Below are 18,274 nucleotides of genomic sequence, written 5' to 3' on the forward strand. Positions count from 1 at the left end.
GCCGCGCGGCCCGGCGAGATGCGATGAAATTGCAACGGTGGCCCGCCCGATGCGCCTGCAAGCGGCTCCGGCGGGAAATTTCTTTTTGACGCTCTGCGCAAAACGTCCTAAACTTCACCGCATGATCGCCAACGCCACATTCTTACGACGCCGCAGCCAACCTGAGAAAGGTTTGCTGCTGCGCGCGTGAAGTGAAACGAATCGCGAAGCCACAGGCAAACCCTGTGGCTTTTTTTTATTCGCCATTTTGGGTCTGTCGTGCGCCTGCCGCCTAGCGCTTAGTGCTCATGTGTCAGCAACGGTCTGCACCACCCTCCCAACCACCCTATTCTTGCAGGAGCCTCTCGATGCAATTGAACCAGTCCGACACCAACAAGCTGATGTATGTCACCAACCGCCCCGAGCTGGTCTTCACCGAAGGCCATGGCATGTGGCTGACCGACCACAACGGCAAGCGCTATCTCGACTACCTGCAAGGCTGGGCGGTCAACACCCTGGGCCACTCGCCGCAATGTATCGCCGATGCCCTCAACGCGCAGAGCAAGAAGCTGATCAACCCGTCGCCGGCCTTCTACAACGCGCCCTCCATGGAACTGGCCGAGCTGCTGACGGCCAACTCGGTGTTCGACCGCGTGTTCTTCGCCAACAGCGGTGCCGAAGCCAACGAAGGTGCCATCAAGCTGGCCCGCAAGTGGGGCAAGAAGAATCCGGCCGCCGATGGCTCCTCGCGCTTCGAGATCATCACCTTCAAGCACAGCTTCCACGGCCGTACTCTGGCGACCATGTCGGCCAGCGGCAAGGATGGCTGGGACACCATGTTCGCACCGCAGGTGCCGGGCTTCCCCAAGGCCATCCTGAATGACCTGGCCAGCGTCGAAGCGCTGATCGGCAGCCACACCGTGGCCGTGATGCTGGAGCCGGTGCAGGGCGAAGGCGGCGTCATCCCGGCGACCAAGGAATTCATGCAAGGCCTGCGCCGCCTGACCAAGGAAAAGAACCTGCTGCTGATCGTCGACGAAGTGCAGGCCGGCATGGGCCGTACCGGCCAGCTGTTCGCCTACCAGCACTCCGGCATCGAACCGGACATCATGACCCTGGCCAAGGGCATTGGCGGCGGCGTGCCGCTGGCGGCCCTGCTGGCACGTGAAGAAATCGCCTGCTTCGAAGCCGGCGAACAAGGCGGCACCTACAACGGCAACCCGCTGATGACCGCCGTGGGCGTGGCCGTGATCAAGGAACTGCTCAAGCCCGGCTTCATGGAATCGGTGCGTGAGCGCGGCCAGTACCTGCGTCAGCGTTCGCTGGAAATCTCCGAGAAGTATGGTTTCGAAGGCGAGCGTGGCGAAGGCCTGCTGCGTGCCCTGCAACTGGGCCGCGACATCGGTCCGCAGATCGTCGAAGCCGCACGCAACCTGGAACCGGTGGGCCTGCTGCTGAACTCGCCGCGCCCGAACCTGCTGCGCTTCATGCCGGCCCTGAACGTGACCAAGGAAGAGATCGACCAGATGTTCTCCATGCTGGAAGACGTCCTGGCCAAGATCGGGAAGTAAGCGATGGCGGGGCGCGCAAGGATGGCATGGACGCACAGGGCCGCTGCGCCCTCTTCCCGGTCGGCACTGGCTGCAGTATGTGCGGCACTGGTGCTGGCCGCCTGCGGCACGGCACCGACCGCGCCCCCCATCGCCCGGCTGCCCGGTGCCCCGCAATCGCAGGTACCGGCGCTGCCGGCCACCGACAATGGCAATGAAGTGGCGCTCTATGCGCTCTCGCTGATCGATACCGGCTACCGCTTCGGTGGCAAGAATCCGTCGGCGGGTCTCGATTGCAGCGGCATGGTCAGCTACATCTTCGGCCAGGCCGCCAATTACCGCATCAGCGGCAGTGCCGCCGACATCGCCCGCAAGGGCCGCCAGATCGATCCTTCGCAATTGCGCGCGGGCGACCTGGTGTTCTTCAACACCCAGAACCGTCCCTTCTCGCACGTGGGCATCTATCTCGGCGATGGCCGCTTCGTGCATGCACCTTCCACCAATGGCAAGGTGCACATCACGCGCATGGACAATCCCTATTTCTCGCGCCGCTTCGAAATGGCGCGCACCTACTTCAACTGAAGCGAAGTCTTGCGGGCGGGCCGTTTGCGCGGCGCGCTCTCCTGCTGCTGGCGGTTGCCGTATTCCCGGATCAGATTGGCGCTGTAGCGCGTGAAGGCGATGTCCATGTGCCGCCGCATGGCCGCGCGCGCCTGCTCGGGATTGCGCTCGCGCAGGGCCTGCATGATGAGGCCGTGCTCCTCGATGGCTTCCTGCCAGACGCGGGTGCCGTCGAAGTGGCTGTGCAGGCGCTCGAACAGCGGACCCAGACGGGCATCGAAGAGCTGCGTCACCAGCCCGACCAGCACGCTGTTGCCGGTGGCCTCGGCCAGGCGGATGTGAAAGAGGCGATCGGCTTCCAGCGGATCGATGCCCGCTTCGGCATGCGCGATCATGAGCGCATAGGCTTCCTCGACGGCAGCGATCTGCTGCTTGCTGCCATGCTGGACGGCGGCATAGGCCACTTCGCCTTCGATCATCTCGCGCGCACGGATCAGTTCCAGCGGTCCTTCCTCGCCGGACAGATCATGCCGCAACTCGCGCTGCATGGGCGGTGCACAGACATAAATGCCCGAGCCCATGCGCACTTCGATGTAGCCCTCCACCTCCAGCGCAATGAGCGCTTCGCGCAACGATGGACGGCTCACGCCCAGCTGTACCGACAGTTCACGCTCGGACGGCAGGCGTGAACCGACGGCGAATTCTCCGTCCACGATCAGCTTGCGCAGCTGGTCGCTGATCTGCCGATACAAGCGCTGCGGTTCGATCGCTTCGATGGGCATGATGGTCCTCAGGCGAGGGTCGCGGGAAACTCCAGATCGTAGGCGGCACCGGCTTCACGCAGCATGGGCGCAATGGTCGGATGCAGGGTCACGCCTTGCGCCAGCTGCTCGGCGCGGCGCTGCATGCCACGGTCGCCGGGCATGCGCACCTGGCCCACGCCGGGGCGCGGCGGATTGCTGCGGCAGGCCTGCGCGATGTGATCCATCTGGCGCTTGAAGTCCTGCTCGCCGCCGAAGGCCGACGGATCATAGAGCGACATGAACACCGTCGCCCCCCAGCCCGCTGCCGGATCGGCACGCCCGAAACCGGACAGGCCGCCCGTCAACGCCTCGATCAGCACGGCCAGCCCGAAGCCCTTGTGCCCTGCCGAGAGCCCGCCCAATGGCAGGATGGTGCCCGGCGGCGTGGCCGAGAGCACGGCCGGATCGCGGCTGGGATGGCCGGCGCCATCAATGAGCCACTCTTCCTCGAACTGCTTGCCGGCCTTGTGCAGGCGATTGCTCATGCCGTTGGTGGTGATGGAGGCCGAGATGTCGACCAGGAAGGGCGTGCCGGAAGTGGGAATGCCGGCCGCAATCGGATTGGGCGTGAATACCGCCTGCGTACCGCCGAAGGGGGCCACGCTCTGCACCGCAGGGTCCGAGCTGGCCAGGATCATCATGAAGCCCTCTTGCGTGGCACGCAGCAGATAGGCGGCCAGGCAGGCGATGTGATGGCTGTGGTGAATGGTCAGCGAAGCGGTGCCATAGTCGCGCGCCTTGGGGATCAGTGCATCGATGCCCTGATGCACCAGCCACGGCCCGGGCAGGCGGCGGCCATCCCAGGCCAGCGCGGCGGCGCGCTCCGAGAGCACCTCGGGTTGGCCGGTTTTGGCCATGCTGCCCTTTTCCAGTTCCTTGACGTAGGGGGCCAGCAGCGCCAGCCCGTGCGTGTCGTGGCCCAGCAGGTCGCCATCGACCAACGTGGCGGCGACGCTGTCAGCCTTGTCGGCCTCCAGGCCTGCACGCTGCAACAGAGTGGATGCGAACTGACACAGGGCGTCAGCGGAGAAACGTTCGGGCATTGCCATGGAACCACCTTTCCTTGCTTGAATCATCGATTGAAATCTTTTCACCTCAGGCCAGGGCCAGCGGCTTCCTGCGCACCAGCTTGAGCACCAGCGGCAACAACCACAGCAGCAGCGTGATCACGCCCAGCGTGCCGGCAATGGGGCGCTCGAAGAAGGCCAGGAACTGGCCGTCGGACTTGATCATCGAGGTCACGAAATGTTCTTCCAGCATGCCGCCCAGCACCACGCCCAGCACCGCCGGCGCCACCGGGAAACCGTTCTCTTCCATCACGTAGGCCAGCAGACCGAACACCAGCATGATGCCCACGTCGGTGACACTGTTGTTGGTCGCATAGGAGCCGACGATACAGAACAGCAGGATCAGCGGCATCAGGATGCCGCGCGGGATGGAGAGGATGCGCTTGGCCATCTTGATGCACCAGAAGCCCAGCGGCAGCATCAGCAGGTTGGCCAGGATGAAGACCAGAAAGATCGCGTACATCGACACCGGGTTGTCGACGAAGATCATCGGTCCCGGATTGAGGTTCTTCATGTAGAGCACGCCGATGACGATGGCGGTGATCGAATCCCCCGGGATACCGAACACCAGCGCCGGAATCCAGGCCCCGGCCAGTGCCGAGTTATTGGCCGCGCCCGATTCGACGATGCCCTCCGGATGGCCGGTGCCGAATTTCTCCGGCTCCTTCGACATCTTCTTGCTCATCGCATACGACATCCAGGCCGCGATGTCAGCGCCCGCGCCGGGCAGTGCACCGACCAGGGTACCGAGGACGCTGCCGCGCAAGACCGACTTCGGATATTTGAGCATCAGCCCCCACATGCCTTTGAAGACGTTGCCCACGCGGCTTTCCGCAACCTTCATGGTGAAGTCGCGCGAGACCGCGAAGCGCAGCACCTCGGACATGGCGAACATCCCGACCATCAGCGGCACCAGCGATACCCCGCCCAGCAGGTCAGGCTGATCGAAGGTGAAGCGCGGTGCACCGGCCGGATTGCCCATGCCGACGGAGGCGATGAACATGCCCAGGAACAGCGAGACGAAGCCCTTCAAGGGATTGTCGGAGGCGATGAAGATGGCGCAGGTCAGGCCCAGCAGCACCAGCCAGAAATATTCGAAGGAGGAGAATTTCAGCGCCAGCTCGGCCAGTGCCGGTGCCGAGAAAATCAGTACGAAGGTACCGAACAATCCGCCGATGACCGAGAACACCAGGCTGGCGCCCAGCGCAATCTCGCCCTGCCCTTTCATGGTCATGGCATAGGCTTCATCGGTATAGGCGGCCGACGAAGGCGTGCCGGGAATGCGCAGCAGGCAGCCGGGAATGTCGCCCGAGAAGATCGCCATGGCCGTGGCCGAGACCATGGCTGCGATCGCAGGCACCGGCGGCATGAAGAAGGTCACCGGTACCAGCAACGCTACCGCCATGGTAGCGGACAGGCCGGGCACCGCCCCCATGAAGAGGCCGAAGATGGAAGACCCGAGGATCACCGCCAGCACGTAGGGATCAAACACCATCGCCAGTGCGGCGTAGAGGTTGGCAAGCATGTCGTCTCCTTACCAGGCCAGGGGCGTGAGGATGCCCCAGGGCAAAGGCACCTTGAGCAGTTTGTAAAAGATGGTGTGGATCAGCAGCGCACTGGCCATCGCCACCGGCAGGGCCACCATCACGCGGGTGCGGAATGTCAGGAACAGCGCCAGCAGCAGCACGAAGGCCGTCGGCAGGAATCCCAAGGGTTCCGAGACCCCGATGTAGAACACCAGCGACAGCGGAATCAGCAGGAAGGAAAACACCGCATGGCCGCTGCGGAACCAGTCAGGCAGCGTGACCCAGCGCAAGTCCTGCTCATCAGCCCCCACCGTGGCAATGCGCGAAGCAGGTCCACCGCGCACAGTGCGCGCCTGCCGCAAACCGCGCAGGCCACGCAGCACCAGCAGCACGGCGCAGATCATCAGCCCGCCGGCCAGCGCCTGCGGAAATACGTTGGGCCCGATATCCTGCCCCATCGCGGGCAGGCGGGAAGAAGCGATCCAGAGCACGACCGCAAGGACAGCGATCAGCAGCCCGGACAAGGCATCATTGATTTTCATGGGACAGTCCCGAAGCGATGAGCACGATGAGAAGAGCGAGGCAGGCGCATCGATTGCGGTCAATGCGCCTGCTCCATGCCTGTTACCTGGCCATACCCAGGGTCTTGAGGATGGCGCCCATGTCCTCGTCGCTCTTGTCCATGAACTTGCCGAACTCGGCGGCATCGGCATATTGCGTACCGAAGCCGCGTCCGCTCATGAAGTCCTTGTATTCCTTGCTGTCATAGATCTTCTTGAGGCTGGCCGAGAGCTTGCCCTGCACATCGGCCGGCAGGCCCTTGGGCCCGACGATGCCGCGCCAGGCACCGTTGGTCCAGGTGCTGCCGGTGAGGCTCTTGAGCGTGGGCACCTTGGGATAGAGCGCCGCCGGCTCATTGGCCATGATCACCAGTGGAATGGCCTTGCCTGCGTCGATCAACGAACGGGCTTCCGGCAGCGAGGCTGCGACGATGTCCACCCCGCCCGCGGCCAGGTCCACCATGGCCGGCGCAGCGCCGTTGGAGGGCACGAAGCGCACCGCATTGGGCGCGACCTTGAGGTCATTCAACATGCCGGCCAGGCCCAGGTGCCAGATGCCGCCCTGCCCGGTGCCGGACGCCTTGAGCTTGCCCGGATTGGCCTTGATGGCCTTCAACAGGTCGTCGAAGTTCTTGTAGGGCGAATCGTTGCTCACGGTCAGCGCGGCCGGGTCGAAGTTCATCAGCGCCAGCGGCGTGAGGTCGCGCGGGGTCAGCTTGGTCAGGCCCTGGTGATGCATCATCGAAATCTCCACCGTGGCGATGCCGATGGTGTAGCCATCCGGCGTGGCACTGGCGATGGCCTGGTGGCCCACCGCACCATTGCCGCCGGTGCGATTGACCACGTTGACCGGCTGGCCCAGGTCCTTCTCCAGCAAGGCGCCGATGATGCGGGCCGTGGCATCGGTACCGCCGCCGGCGCCCCAGGGCACGATCAGCGTGACCGGACGTTCGGGCCAGGCGGCAAAGGCCGCGGGGGCGGCCAGGACAGTGCAGGCCGCGCCTGCGGCCAGGATGGTCTTGAACAAGGTTCTGCGGGTCAACTGCATGGTCTCCTCCGTTGTCATCTGCGCTCATTGCGCGCAATGGGGTGCGGCTAACGCTTTGGCAAAGGACTTTCGTTACCGCTTCTCTGACCTGCGGGGAGCGCCGGAGTGATTGGCCATGCGGAAGAGATTTTCCCCCGCTGGTCTCCTGTGTTGTCTCTGTTGCGCAGGTCTCATGCCTTGCTGCTTGTTCTTGTAATCCGGACCGGGCCGGTGAGGCTGCATCATGCTGCTGGCCGCGCCCCCGCATTGGGATGAGTCGCGCAGAGGTCATGTGGTCTGACCAGCGGAGGCTAGAATTTCACATCACCCAGGCAGTGTCAAGGATGAATCGAATGGAACAAAAAAATTCATCCTTGGTGCCATGCAGCATTAATACCCCGTCGCAAAGCCTTGCCAGCTCTGGCTTTCAGGCGGGCTGTGTGTTTTACTGCATGTTGCAGCGGCGACGCAAAAAGCCAGCCTCACAATGCTGACAAAAAGCTTTCTCGCGATCTGGTATTACCACTTGACCAAACAAATCCGGCTGCAATAGACTCGCAGCCAATTACACAAGTCACGTCGCTTCAGCGTGCTTCGCCACCGTCGGGGACGGGGCAGGCCGCAGGGCAGAACGGACGGCACAGACCCAGCCGCCACGGCGGCTCCAGGCAACGGAGACATCCCATTGGCTTATCCAGGCACAGCATCGCATGTGAACCGCAGGACGCCGGTTGGCCGGGCGCAAACGCGCTGCGCCGCTACCGCTGCCAGCGTGCGTGCGCGCCGCGCCTTGCATCGCTGCTCCGCTTTCGGGTCCCTGCTGGCCTTCCTGCTGATTGATTTTTCCCGCTATTTCTTTGACCAGGGCGACAGTCATCCTGTCGCCGCGCGCGCTCTCGCCTGAGTTTGACAAAGACCAGGTTCGCGCAGGCAGCAAGCATTGAACGGCACTGCCGGCCTCATCCGGCTGGCAGCACATGGATCGCATGAAGCAGGGCAAGGGACGCAGTGCGCGCTTGCGCACGCACCTTGCCAGGGAAACGACAATGACTGACGACACCAAGAAAAAATCCACCCGCCGCAGCCAGGCCTGGTTTGGCCGCCAGGACCGCGATGGTTTCATCTACCGCTCCTGGGTGAAGAACCGCGGCATCCCGCACGACCAGTTCGATGGCCGTCCGGTGATCGGCATCTGCAATACCTATTCCGAACTGACCCCCTGCAATTCGCACTTCCGCGCCCTGGCCGAACAGGTCAAGATCGGCATCTGGGAAGCCGGCGGTTTCCCGCTGGAGTTCCCCGTGATGTCGCTGGGCGAGACGCTGCTGCGCCCCACCGCCATGCTCTACCGCAACCTGGCCAGCATGGATGTGGAAGAGTCGATCCGCGCCAATCCGCTCGATGGCGTAGTGCTGCTCATGGGCTGCGACAAGACCACGCCGGCGCTGCTGATGGGCGCGGCTTCAGTGGATGTGCCGACCATCGGCGTCTCCGGCGGCCCGATGCTCTCGGGCAAATACCGTGGCCGTGAACTGGGTTCCGGTACGGGCGTATGGCAGATGTCGGAAGACGTGCGCGCCGGCAAGATGACGCAGGAAGAATTCTTTGAAGCCGAGAGCTGCATGCATCGCTCGCACGGACATTGCATGACCATGGGCACGGCTTCCACCATGGCCAGCATGGTCGAGGCATTGGGCGTGGGCCTGCCGCACAATGCCGCCATTCCGGCCGTCGATGCGCGCCGCAACGTGCTGGCCCGCAACGCCGGCCGGCGCATCGTGCAGATGGTGGACGAAGACCTGGTGCTCTCCAAGATCCTCACCCGCCAGGCTTTTGAAAATGCCATTCGCGTCAACGCCGCCATCGGCGGTTCCACCAATGCGGTGATCCACCTGCTGGCCATTGCCGGCCGCATCGGCATCCAGCTCGACCTGAAGGATTGGGACGACATCGGCCAGCAACTGCCCTGCCTGCTGGACCTGCAGCCTTCGGGCAAATTCCTGATGGAAGATTTCTACTATGCGGGCGGCCTGCCGGCGGTGATCCGCCAACTGGAAAGCGTGATCGACAAGACCGCCCTGACCGCCAACGGCAAGACCCTGTGGGAGAACTGCCAGGATGCGCCGAACTGGAATCCGGAAGTCATCCGCAGCTTCGACCAGCCCTTCAAGGAAGCGGCCGGCATCGCCATCCTCAAGGGCAACCTGGCCCCGGACGGCGCCGTCATCAAGCCATCGGCCGCCACCCCTGCCCTGCTCAAGCATCGCGGCCGTGCCGTGGTGTTCGAGAACAGCGACGACCTGCACAAGCGCATCGATGACGAGAACCTGGATGTCGATGAAACCTGCGTGCTGGTGCTCAAGAATTGCGGTCCCAAGGGGTACCCCGGCATGGCCGAGGCGGGCAACATGCCGCTGCCGCCGAAGGTGCTGCGCAAAGGCATCACGGACATGGTGCGCGTCTCGGATGCGCGCATGAGCGGGACCGCCTACGGCACCGTGGTGCTGCATGTCTCGCCGGAAGCGGCCGCCGGTGGGCCGCTGGCGCTGGTGCAGAACGGCGACTTCATCGAACTCGATGTGGAGGCACGCAAGCTGCACCTGGATGTGTCAGATGAAGAACTGGCGCGCCGCCGTGCGCAATGGCAAAAGCCCGAGCTGCCGCCGCAGATGCAGCGCGGCTGGGTCAAGCTCTATGTGGACCACGTGCAGCAGGCCAACCAGGGTGCGGACCTTGATTTCCTGGTCGGCAAGAGCGGACCTTACGTGCCCAAGGACAATCACTGAACTGGCCTGCCCTTGCCTCCAGCAACGGCGGCAAGGGCAGGAGAAATTTTCAAAGCCAACTGGCTTGACCGAATTCCACCTGCAGCAACGCATCAGGCATCACAAGCTTCACAGGCTTCAACAAGCAGCATTAAGCAAAAGTTAAGGGTCATTCAAACAGCATTAAATTCAGCTTAATACCAGCATCCGTCGTACCCCCGGACCACGGTACAGCCACACAAGCGGCGGCCGTGTTCCAGGAAGTAGTTGCATCAGGTGGACCAAGACAACCATCACGGAGACGAGCAATGAAAGTACTGATTACGGACTACGATTTCCCCGACGTCGACCTGGAGCTTGCGCTCTACAAGGAAGCCGGTGTGGAAGTCGTGACCGCGCAATGCCGCACGGAAGAGGAGGTGATCGCCGCCTCCGCAGGATGCCAGGGCCTGCTGGTGCAATACGCACCGGTGAACGCCAAGGTCTTTGCGACCCGTCCTGAAATCCGCATCGCCAGCCGCTATGGCGCGGGCTTCGATACCATCAACACGGCCGATGCCGCAGCACACGGCGTGTGGGTCGCCAACTCGCCCGACTATGGCGTGGGCGAAGTGGCCACCCATGCACTGGCCATGGCACTGGACCTGATCCGCAATATCACCGTCTATGACCGTGCCGTGAAAGCCGGCGAATGGCACTACACCACGGCCGGCATCATTCCGCGCGCTTCCGATCTCACCATCGGCATCATCGGCCTGGGCCGCATCGGCAAGCGCATGGCACATATCTCGCGCAATCTCTTCAAGCGCGTCATTGCCTATGATCCCTACATCATTGATGGCGATTTCCCCGCCTACGTGGAACGCGTGAACCGCGAAGAACTGTTCGCCCAGGCGCATGTGGTGTCGCTGCATACGCCCTTGAACGACGAGACGCGCAACATGATCGACGCTTCGCTGCTCAATCTCCTGCAGCCGCAGAGCTATCTGGTGAACTCCGCACGCGGCGGCCTCATCAAGATCGACGACCTGCTGGCCGCGCTGGAAAACGGCCAGCTCAAGGGTGCCGCGCTGGACGTCCTGCCGGTGGAGCCGCCGCAGACAGCCTCGGCTATCGTGCAGCATCCACGTGTGCTATTGTCGCCGCACGCGGCTTTCTTCTCGGATGTCGCAGCGCGCGAACTGCGGCGCAAGGCGGCCCAGAACCTGATCGACTGGGACCGCAACGGACGGCCCTCCTACGTGGTCGTTCAGGGCAAGAACAAATAAGTCAAAACAATCACCCCGGCAACGGGGCGCCAACGCAGCACCGCGCCGGCCGCCAGCCGGCGCAGCATCAGTGTAGACAACGAAAAAAAGGAAGACCGGCAGGATCTTCCACGCGTCCCTCCACAGGACGTGCCTGAACAAAGTGCGTTGTGAACGGCTCCGCCTGGAACCGGTTCCGCAGCGTCGATACGAGGATAGACACGAGGAGCATTTGATGGCATCAGTACAGATCCGCGCAGTCAAGAAACAGTTCGGCAGCACCCAGATCATCCGGGGCGTCGACATCGATATCGCCGATGGCGAATTCACCGTCCTGGTCGGTCCGTCCGGCTGCGGCAAGTCGACGCTGCTGCGCATGCTGGCGGGACTGGAGGAAATCACCGGCGGCGAGATCCTCATCGGCGGCACCGTGGTCAACAACGTCCAGCCCAAGGACCGCGACATCGCCATGGTGTTCCAGAACTACGCGCTCTATCCGCACATGACGGTGCGCGACAACATGGCCTTCTCGCTGACCCTGGCCAAGAAGGACAAGTCCTTCGTGGAAGAACGCGTCAAGAAGGCCGCCGACATCCTCGGCCTGAACCAGCTGCTGGACCGCTATCCGCGCCAGCTCTCGGGCGGCCAGCGCCAGCGCGTGGCGATGGGCCGCGCCATCGTGCGCGATCCGCAGGTGTTCCTGTTCGACGAACCGCTCTCCAACCTCGATGCCAAGCTGCGCGTGCAGATGCGCACCGAGATCAAGGAACTGCACCAGCGCCTCAAGACCACTTCCATCTATGTCACCCACGACCAGATCGAAGCCATGACCATGGCCGACCAGATCGTGGTCATGCGCGATGGCCTGGTGGAACAGCGCGGCCGTCCGCTGGACTTGTACGACCATCCGGCCAACCTGTTCGTGGCCGGTTTCATCGGCTCTCCTGCAATGAATTTCATCCCTGCCACCCTGCGCCGCAACGGTGGCGGTGGCGCAGCAGAAGTCGAGTTCGCCGATGGCACCCGCGTGCCAGCGCCCTATGGCAGCGCCCTGCAGGGCAATGACGGGCAGAAGGTTACCTACGGCGTGCGTCCCGAGCACCTCGCCATCGGTGCGGCCGGGCAAGGCATTGCCACCAAGGTCATCGTGGTGGAACCGACCGGGGCCGATACCGAAGTGTTCTCGCGCTTCGGCGAGACCAGCCTCACCTCGATCTTCCGCGAGCGCCATGATTTCGGCGCGGGTGACGTGATCCATCTGGTCCCCGACCACAGCCGCACGCACCTGTTCGATGCCGAATCGGGCAAGTCGCTGGCGGCCCGCTGATCCACCGCACCATCCCTGCAGTCCCAAGCACCACCCGTAGCGCAGCATCACAAGAAAAAGAGTCCATCCGCAAGAACAGCCGTTCGAGAGCGGTCCAATTCGACTTTCAACCGAAGGAGTAGGAGACATGAGCAAGCTGACACGACGCGAATTCCTGGTCACCAGCGCTGCCGCCGCAGCCGCATCGAGCATGGGCGTGAACGCCTTTGCCGCAGGCCCCGGCGCGGCTGGCGCCGACAGCATCAAGTACCCCATCGAACAGGGCGCGACCCTGCGTATCCTGCGCTGGAAGCGTTTCGTCCAGGGCGATGAAGACCTGTGGAACGCCAACGTCAAGAAATTCACCGAACTGACCGGCGTGGCCGTGCGCACCGACAGCGAAGGCTGGGAAGACGTGCGTCCGAAATCGGCTGTGGCCGCCAACGTGGGCAGCGGTCCGGACATCGTGCTGGGCTGGTTCGACGACCCGCAGCAGTACCCGACCAAGCTGATCGACATGACCGACCTGGCCGACTCGCTGGGCAAGCGTTATGGCGGCTGGTACGACGTCTGCCGCAAGTACGGCACCAAGGACGGCAAGTGGATCGCCCTGCCGCTCGGCGTGATCGGCAATGCCCTGGTCTATCGCGAAAGCCAGATCAAGGCGGCCGGCTTCGATGCCATTCCCAAGGACACGGCCGGCTTCCTCAAGCTGTGCCAGGCCTTGAAGGCCAAGGACACTCCGGTCGGCTTCGCCCTGGGCAAGGCCGTCGGTGACGCCAACAACTGGGCGCACTGGCTGCTGTGGTCGCATGGCGGCAAGCTGGTGGACAAGAACGGCCAGGTCGCCATCAACTCGGCCGAGACCCGCGCCGCGCTGGAATACGCCAAGCAGCTCTATGCCACCTTCGTGCCCGGCACCCTGTCGTGGCAGGATCCGTCCAACAACAAGGCCTACCTGGATGGCCAGATCAGCCTCACGGCCAACGGCATCTCGGTGTATTACGCCGCCAAGAACTCGCAGGATCCCAAGCTGCAGGACATCGCCAAGGATACCCAGCACGCGCACTTCCCGGTCGGCCCGGCCGGCAAGCCCACCGAGCTGATGCAGATCACGCAGATGATGGTGTTCAAGCACACCAAGTTTCCCAATGCGGCCAAGGCCTTCGTGCAATTCATGTTCGAGCCGGACCAGTACAACCCGTGGATGAAGGCTTCCATCGGCTATGTCAGCCAGCCGCTGAAGGCCTACGAGAAGAACCCGGTCTGGACCGACGATCCGAAGGCCACGGTGTACCGCGACTCGGCCTCGCTGATGCTGGACCATGGCCACGAAGGCCCGCTGGGACAGGCCTCGGCGGCTTGCATGGCGGACTACGTGGTGGTGGACATGGTGGCCGAGGCCGCCTCGGGCGCCAAGACCGTGCAGCAGGCCATCGATCGTGCGGCCGAGCGCGCCAAGCGGTATTACAAGACCTGATGGCAGCAGCCTGAACGTCAGCAGGGCGGGTCCGGGTTCCCTCGGGACAGCGGGCAAAGGGGCAGGTTGTCAGGGCTTGCCGACCCGGTCCCGCCGCGCTGGCGCATCGCGACGCGTCACTACCGTATTGGCCGCAGGCCTGGCTTGCGGCCCTTTCATCGAGGCACATCATGCTATCCCGATTCCTGAACAACCGTAACGTACTGGGCATGCTGTTCATGGCCCCGGCCGTGCTCCTGCTGGTGGTGTTCCTGACCTACCCGCTGGGCCTGGGCATCTGGCTGGGCTTCACCGATACCAAGATCGGCGGCGAAGGCAGCTTCATCGGCCTGGACAACTACACTTACCTGGCCGGCGATTCGCTGGCGCAGCTGTCGCTGTTCAATACCGTGTTCTACACGGTCAGCGCCAGCATCCTGAAATTCGCACTGGGCCTGTGGCTGGCCATCCTGCTCAACAAGAACGTGCCGCTGAAGACCTTCTTCCGCGCCATCGTGCTGTTGCCCTGGATCGTGCCGACAGCACTGTCGGCCCTGGCCTTCTGGTGGCTGTATGACGCACAGTTCTCCGTCATCAGCTGGGCCCTGCACAAGATGGGCCTGATCGACCGCTACATCGACTTCCTGGGCGACCCGTGGAATGCGCGCTGGTCCACCGTCTTTGCCAACGTCTGGCGCGGCATTCCCTTCGTGGCGATCTCGCTGCTGGCGGGCCTGCAGACGATCTCGCCCTCGCTCTATGAGGCGGCCGCCATCGACGGTGCCACGCCCTGGCAGCAGTTCCGCCACGTGACGCTGCCCTTGCTCACGCCCATCATCGCGGTGGTGATGACCTTCTCGGTGCTGTTCACCTTCACCGACTTCCAGCTGATCTATGTGCTCACCCGCGGCGGTCCGCTCAATGCGACGCATCTGATGGCCACGCTCTCCTTCCAGCGCGCCATTCCGGGCGGTGCCCTGGGTGAAGGCGCGGCACTGGCAACCTACATGATTCCCTTCCTCCTGGCAGCGATCATGTTCTCGTATTTCGGCCTGCAACGTCGCGGCTGGCAACAAGGAGGTGACAAATAATGGCCAAGAAAAAAGACGACCAGCAGGAAACCCAAGGCATGGATTTCCTGCAATCGACACCGCGCCGCTGGGTGACGATCTACATTCCGCTGCTGATCTTCCTGTTCGTGCTGCTGTTCCCGTTCTACTGGATGGTGATCACGGCCTTCAAGCCGGACAATGAATTGCTCTCGCAGACCGGCAACCCCTTCTGGGTCGTTGCCCCGACGCTGGCGCACTTCAAGAAGCTGCTGTTCCAGACCCAGTATCCGGCCTGGCTGCTCAACACGGTGATCGTGTCGGTGGTATCGACCTTCGCCTCGCTGGCGGCCAGCGTCTTTGCCGCCTATGCGATCGAACGCCTGCGCTTCCAGGGCTCCAAGCAGGTCGGGCTGGGCATCTTCCTCGCCTACCTGATCCCGCCCTCGATCCTGTTCATTCCGCTGGCGGCGATCGTGTTCAAGCTGGGGCTGTTCGATACGCGCTGGGCGCTGATCCTGACCTATCCGACCTTCCTGATCCCGTTCTGCACCTGGTTGCTGATGGGCTACTTCCGCTCGATTCCTTATGAGCTGGAAGAGTGCGCGCTCATCGATGGTGCTACGCGCTGGGAGATCCTGGTCAAGATCATCCTGCCGCTGGCGGTGCCGGGCTTGATCTCGGCGGGCATCTTTGCCTTCACGCTGTCCTGGAACGAGTTCATCTATGCGCTGACCTTCATCTCCTCCTCCGAGGTGAAGACGGTGCCGGTGGGGATCGTCACCGAGCTGGTGGAAGGCGACGTCTATCACTGGGGCGCACTGATGGCCGGGGCGCTCCTGGGCTCGCTGCCGGTGGCGGTGGTGTATTCGTTCTTCGTGGAGTATTACGTATCGGGGATGACGGGGGCGGTGAAAGAGTAGCCTGCCTCCGCTTCCGCCTGCGATGAAACGGCACCCTCAGGGGTGCCGTCTTTTTGCCTGCCATCAACACCCGATGCAAAGGTCAGATGAAGTCAGGATTGCAAGGTGCGTGCTCGTTGCAAGCGCAACACGCATGGCTTTCAACCAAAGCTCATCAGCGGTTAAGATCGCGGTGACGCATCGCGTCAGCCATGAAGAAACGGCATCCTGCTCCGGATGCCAGTTCGTTCCAACAATAACGAAAAACGTAAAGGGAAGGGCAACATGGAATTCACTTATCACAATATCCTGCTGGACAACGGGACCTACACCAAGCCAGATACCATTCTTCTGCAGGATCACCCCCAGGCGATCTCGGCGAGGAAAGTTCTGAACCTGGCCTTTCCCGGCAACCGCCGCAATTACCGGATCATCGACCTGGGATGCCTGGAAGGTGGCTACACGGTGGAATTTGCCCGCATGGGATTTGAATCCATCGGGTTGGAGGTACGGGAGGAAAACTTTGCGTGCTGCAATTACGTGAAGCAGAACCTGAACCTGCAGAACCTGCATTTCGTCAAGGACACGGCCTGGAATCTGGATCGCTACGGTCCTTTCGATGCCTCGTTCTGCTGCGGTCTGCTGTATCACTTCGACAAACCCCGCGCCTTCCTGGAAAAGCTGGCGCGTCACACCAAGAAGGTGATGATCCTGCAGACGCACTTTTCCACATCACTGGAAGATGGCGTGAAGTATTACAGCCTCTCCCCCATGCAGGTCAATGAAGGCCTCAACGGTCGCTGGTACCACGAGTTCCATCCCAGCACGCCCTACGAGGAGCGCGAAAAACTGCGCTGGGCGTCCTATGAGAACGATCGTTCCTTCTGGATACAGAAGGAACATCTGCTCGGACTGATCCACGACCTGGGCTTCACCACGGTGTTTGAACAGTACGACAACTGGGCCCCCAACATGGGAGAAAACCTGGAGAAGAACTACGCCGGCACGCTGCGCAGTACCTTCGTGGGCATTCGCGATCTGTAAGCCGCAACCGTAAAAAAATCCCCGCGTTGTGCAGACGCGGGGATCGTTGATAGCCCGGCAGATGCCGGACCATCGCTCACTACTGCTGCTCACTACTGCTTGGCCAGTGGCGCACTCCCCGCCTCCACCGTTTTCTTCTCCGGCAGCTGCTTGCGCACCTTGGCCACGTCGGACGCGTTCACCGAAGACGCCTGGTTACCCCAGCTGCTACGGATGAAGGTGACCACATCGGCCACTTCCTGGTCCGACAGCCGGCTGGCAAAGCCCGGCATGGCGAACTGGGTCGGGGCCTTGTGCGTCCACGGCATTTCGGCCCCCTCCAGCACGATGCGGATCAGCGAAGCCGGGTTCTCGGCATTGACCGTCGGCGACAAGGCCAGGGTCGGGAAGGTCTCGTCATAGCCCTTGCCGCTGCTGCGATGGCAGGCCGCGCAATTGTTCAGGAAAGCCATCGCACCCGGACTCTGGTCGCTGCCTTTGCGCAAGGCCTGGTGGGTCTTGTCGTCATAGGCCAGCGCTGGCGTGCCCTCCTTCACCGCCTTCAAGGACTTCAGGTACTTGGCCATGGCCGAGAGATCTTCCTCGGTCATGTACTGGGTACTGTTGGCCACCACGTCGGCCATGCCGCCAAAGGCAGCGGAATGGCTGTTGCGGCCGGTCTTGAGGAAGGCCACGATGTCAGCCTCGCTCCAGTTGCCCAGACCATCGCGGGCATCACCGCGCAGGTTGTTGGCCAGGTAGCCGTCGATCACGCCACCGGAGAGGAACTGGCTGCTGTCATTGGACAGCGCCTTTTCCTGCATGCCCGCGCCGCGTGGCGTGTGGCAGGCACCACAGTGGCCCAGGCCTTCCACAAGGTATTGGCCGCGGACCAGCGGACTGTTGTCCTCAGGACCATCGGCCGCCACTGCCGGCGCGAACACCTTGCGCCAGACCGACAACGGCCAGCGCATCGACAGGGGCCAGGTGATGTCCACACCGCGATTGGGTGCGGGATCGGCCTGCACGCCCTGCATGAAGTAGGCATAGAGCGCCTTCACGTCTGCCGGCTTGACTTTGGCGTAGGAGGGATACGGCATGGCCGGATAGAGCGACGCGCCATCCTTGCGGATGCCGTGACGCAGCGCACGGTCGAAATCCTCTTCGCTGTAGTTGCCGATGCCGTGTTCCTTGTCCGGCGTGATGTTGGACGAATACACCGTGCCGATGGGCGTAGCAATGGGCAAGCCACCCGCAAAGGGCTTGCCGCCCTTGGCGGTGTGGCAGGCCACGCAGTCCCCGGCCTTGGCCAGGTACTCGCCACGCTGCACCAGCTGCTGGTCGGCCGAGGAAGCGGCGGCATTGCTCTGCGCTGCTGCGGTGAAGGCGGACAGCGACATGACGGCCGCACAGGCGGCGATGAAATAATGCTTGATCATGATGGTCGTCA

At 62.9% G+C, this 18,274-nt stretch carries 15 protein-coding genes; 9 read left to right on the forward strand and 6 right to left on the reverse strand.

Annotated elements, in window-relative coordinates; genetic code table 11:
* The first annotated feature begins 347 nt into the window (after nt 1-347).
* The gene (locus JOD78_RS18405; RefSeq protein WP_034334028.1) at nt 348-1,550 is read left to right on the forward strand and encodes an acetylornithine transaminase; all 1,203 of its coding nucleotides are present in this window, start codon (nt 348-350) and stop codon (nt 1,548-1,550) included.
* Nucleotides 1,551-1,553: 3 nt separating this feature from the next.
* Nucleotides 1,554-2,111, forward strand: coding sequence for a C40 family peptidase (locus JOD78_RS18410; protein ID WP_134137433.1), 558 nt, complete (start codon nt 1,554-1,556; stop codon nt 2,109-2,111).
* Here JOD78_RS18410 and JOD78_RS18415 read toward each other — a convergent pair.
* The 5 genes from JOD78_RS18415 to JOD78_RS18435 all read right to left on the reverse strand — a co-directional run bounded on the left by JOD78_RS18415 (nt 2,099) and on the right by JOD78_RS18435 (nt 7,094).
* Entirely contained in the window at nt 2,099-2,872 is a 774-nt protein-coding gene (locus tag JOD78_RS18415; RefSeq protein WP_204725800.1) for a FadR/GntR family transcriptional regulator, read from the reverse strand. The two genes, JOD78_RS18410 and JOD78_RS18415, sit on opposite strands and share 13 nt — an antisense overlap.
* 8 nt (nt 2,873-2,880) lie before the next feature.
* Nucleotides 2,881-3,942, reverse strand: coding sequence for an Ldh family oxidoreductase (locus JOD78_RS18420; RefSeq protein WP_209567297.1), 1,062 nt, complete (start codon nt 3,940-3,942; stop codon nt 2,881-2,883).
* Nucleotides 3,943-3,988: 46 nt separating this feature from the next.
* Complete coding sequence (locus JOD78_RS18425) at nt 3,989-5,485, reverse strand: tripartite tricarboxylate transporter permease (protein WP_134137436.1); 1,497 nt, start codon at nt 5,483-5,485, stop codon at nt 3,989-3,991.
* Nucleotides 5,486-5,494: 9 nt separating this feature from the next.
* Nucleotides 5,495-6,028, reverse strand: a complete 534-nt coding sequence (locus JOD78_RS18430) for a tripartite tricarboxylate transporter TctB family protein (protein WP_209567299.1) — start codon at nt 6,026-6,028, stop codon at nt 5,495-5,497.
* 82 nt (nt 6,029-6,110) lie between these two features.
* Entirely contained in the window at nt 6,111-7,094 is a 984-nt protein-coding gene (locus JOD78_RS18435; RefSeq protein ID WP_209567300.1) for a tripartite tricarboxylate transporter substrate binding protein, read from the reverse strand.
* Nucleotides 7,095-8,119: 1,025 nt separating this feature from the next.
* Between JOD78_RS18435 and JOD78_RS18440 the strand changes: the two genes are divergently transcribed.
* The 7 genes from JOD78_RS18440 to JOD78_RS18470 all read left to right on the forward strand — a co-directional run bounded on the left by JOD78_RS18440 (nt 8,120) and on the right by JOD78_RS18470 (nt 16,845).
* Nucleotides 8,120-9,859 carry an IlvD/Edd family dehydratase gene (locus JOD78_RS18440; RefSeq protein WP_121045155.1) on the forward strand — a complete coding sequence of 580 codons (1,740 nt, stop codon included), beginning with the start codon at nt 8,120-8,122 and terminating at the stop codon, nt 9,857-9,859.
* A 287-nt stretch (nt 9,860-10,146) separates the two neighbouring features.
* Nucleotides 10,147-11,106: a C-terminal binding protein gene (locus JOD78_RS18445; RefSeq protein WP_209567302.1), complete on the forward strand. Its 960-nt coding sequence runs from the start codon at nt 10,147-10,149 to the stop codon at nt 11,104-11,106.
* A gap of 214 nt (nt 11,107-11,320) precedes the next feature.
* Nucleotides 11,321-12,412: a sn-glycerol-3-phosphate ABC transporter ATP-binding protein UgpC gene (gene ugpC, locus JOD78_RS18450; RefSeq protein ID WP_209567304.1), complete on the forward strand. Its 1,092-nt coding sequence runs from the start codon at nt 11,321-11,323 to the stop codon at nt 12,410-12,412.
* 127 nt (nt 12,413-12,539) lie between these two features.
* A complete protein-coding gene (locus tag JOD78_RS18455) occupies nt 12,540-13,871 on the forward strand; it encodes an extracellular solute-binding protein (protein WP_121045161.1) in 1,332 nt (443 codons plus the stop codon).
* Nucleotides 13,872-14,041: 170 nt separating this feature from the next.
* On the forward strand, nt 14,042-14,941 hold the full coding sequence (locus JOD78_RS18460; RefSeq protein ID WP_134137442.1) for a sugar ABC transporter permease: 900 nt from the start codon (nt 14,042-14,044) through the stop codon (nt 14,939-14,941).
* Nucleotides 14,941-15,822, forward strand: a complete 882-nt coding sequence (locus JOD78_RS18465; protein WP_039784561.1) for a carbohydrate ABC transporter permease — start codon at nt 14,941-14,943, stop codon at nt 15,820-15,822. The genes JOD78_RS18460 and JOD78_RS18465 overlap by 1 nt, the downstream gene beginning before the upstream one ends.
* Nucleotides 15,823-16,086: 264 nt before the next feature.
* Nucleotides 16,087-16,845, forward strand: a complete 759-nt coding sequence (locus tag JOD78_RS18470) for a class I SAM-dependent methyltransferase (RefSeq protein WP_034330406.1) — start codon at nt 16,087-16,089, stop codon at nt 16,843-16,845.
* 92 nt (nt 16,846-16,937) lie between these two features.
* On the opposite strand, the gene JOD78_RS18475 is transcribed toward JOD78_RS18470, so the two are convergent.
* The gene (locus JOD78_RS18475; protein ID WP_209567687.1) at nt 16,938-18,263 is read right to left on the reverse strand and encodes a cytochrome c; all 1,326 of its coding nucleotides are present in this window, start codon (nt 18,261-18,263) and stop codon (nt 16,938-16,940) included.
* Nucleotides 18,264-18,274: the final 11 nt, after the last annotated feature.

Origin of the sequence: Herbaspirillum sp. 1130, from assembly GCF_017833835.1 — a bacterium.
GTDB classification, from domain to species: domain Bacteria; phylum Pseudomonadota; class Gammaproteobacteria; order Burkholderiales; family Burkholderiaceae_D; genus Herbaspirillum; species Herbaspirillum huttiense.

Excerpts from the sequence above, each read along its gene's own strand:
- JOD78_RS18460 (WP_134137442.1), top strand. The coding sequence starts at position 14,042 with ATGCTATCCCGATTCCTGAACAACCGTAACGTACTGGGCATGCTGTTC.
- JOD78_RS18415 (WP_204725800.1), bottom strand. The coding sequence starts at position 2,872 with ATGCCCATCGAAGCGATCGAACCGCAGCGCTTGTATCGGCAGATCAGC.
- JOD78_RS18410 (WP_134137433.1), top strand. The coding sequence starts at position 1,554 with ATGGCGGGGCGCGCAAGGATGGCATGGACGCACAGGGCCGCTGCGCCC.
- JOD78_RS18420 (WP_209567297.1), bottom strand. The coding sequence starts at position 3,942 with ATGGCAATGCCCGAACGTTTCTCCGCTGACGCCCTGTGTCAGTTCGCA.
- JOD78_RS18435 (WP_209567300.1), bottom strand. The coding sequence starts at position 7,094 with ATGCAGTTGACCCGCAGAACCTTGTTCAAGACCATCCTGGCCGCAGGC.
- ugpC (WP_209567304.1), top strand. The coding sequence starts at position 11,321 with ATGGCATCAGTACAGATCCGCGCAGTCAAGAAACAGTTCGGCAGCACC.
- JOD78_RS18475 (WP_209567687.1), bottom strand. The coding sequence starts at position 18,263 with ATGATCAAGCATTATTTCATCGCCGCCTGTGCGGCCGTCATGTCGCTG.
- JOD78_RS18465 (WP_039784561.1), top strand. The coding sequence starts at position 14,941 with ATGGCCAAGAAAAAAGACGACCAGCAGGAAACCCAAGGCATGGATTTC.
- JOD78_RS18440 (WP_121045155.1), top strand. The coding sequence starts at position 8,120 with ATGACTGACGACACCAAGAAAAAATCCACCCGCCGCAGCCAGGCCTGG.
- JOD78_RS18445 (WP_209567302.1), top strand. The coding sequence starts at position 10,147 with ATGAAAGTACTGATTACGGACTACGATTTCCCCGACGTCGACCTGGAG.
- JOD78_RS18470 (WP_034330406.1), top strand. The coding sequence starts at position 16,087 with ATGGAATTCACTTATCACAATATCCTGCTGGACAACGGGACCTACACC.
- JOD78_RS18430 (WP_209567299.1), bottom strand. The coding sequence starts at position 6,028 with ATGAAAATCAATGATGCCTTGTCCGGGCTGCTGATCGCTGTCCTTGCG.
- JOD78_RS18405 (WP_034334028.1), top strand. The coding sequence starts at position 348 with ATGCAATTGAACCAGTCCGACACCAACAAGCTGATGTATGTCACCAAC.
- JOD78_RS18425 (WP_134137436.1), bottom strand. The coding sequence starts at position 5,485 with ATGCTTGCCAACCTCTACGCCGCACTGGCGATGGTGTTTGATCCCTAC.
- JOD78_RS18455 (WP_121045161.1), top strand. The coding sequence starts at position 12,540 with ATGAGCAAGCTGACACGACGCGAATTCCTGGTCACCAGCGCTGCCGCC.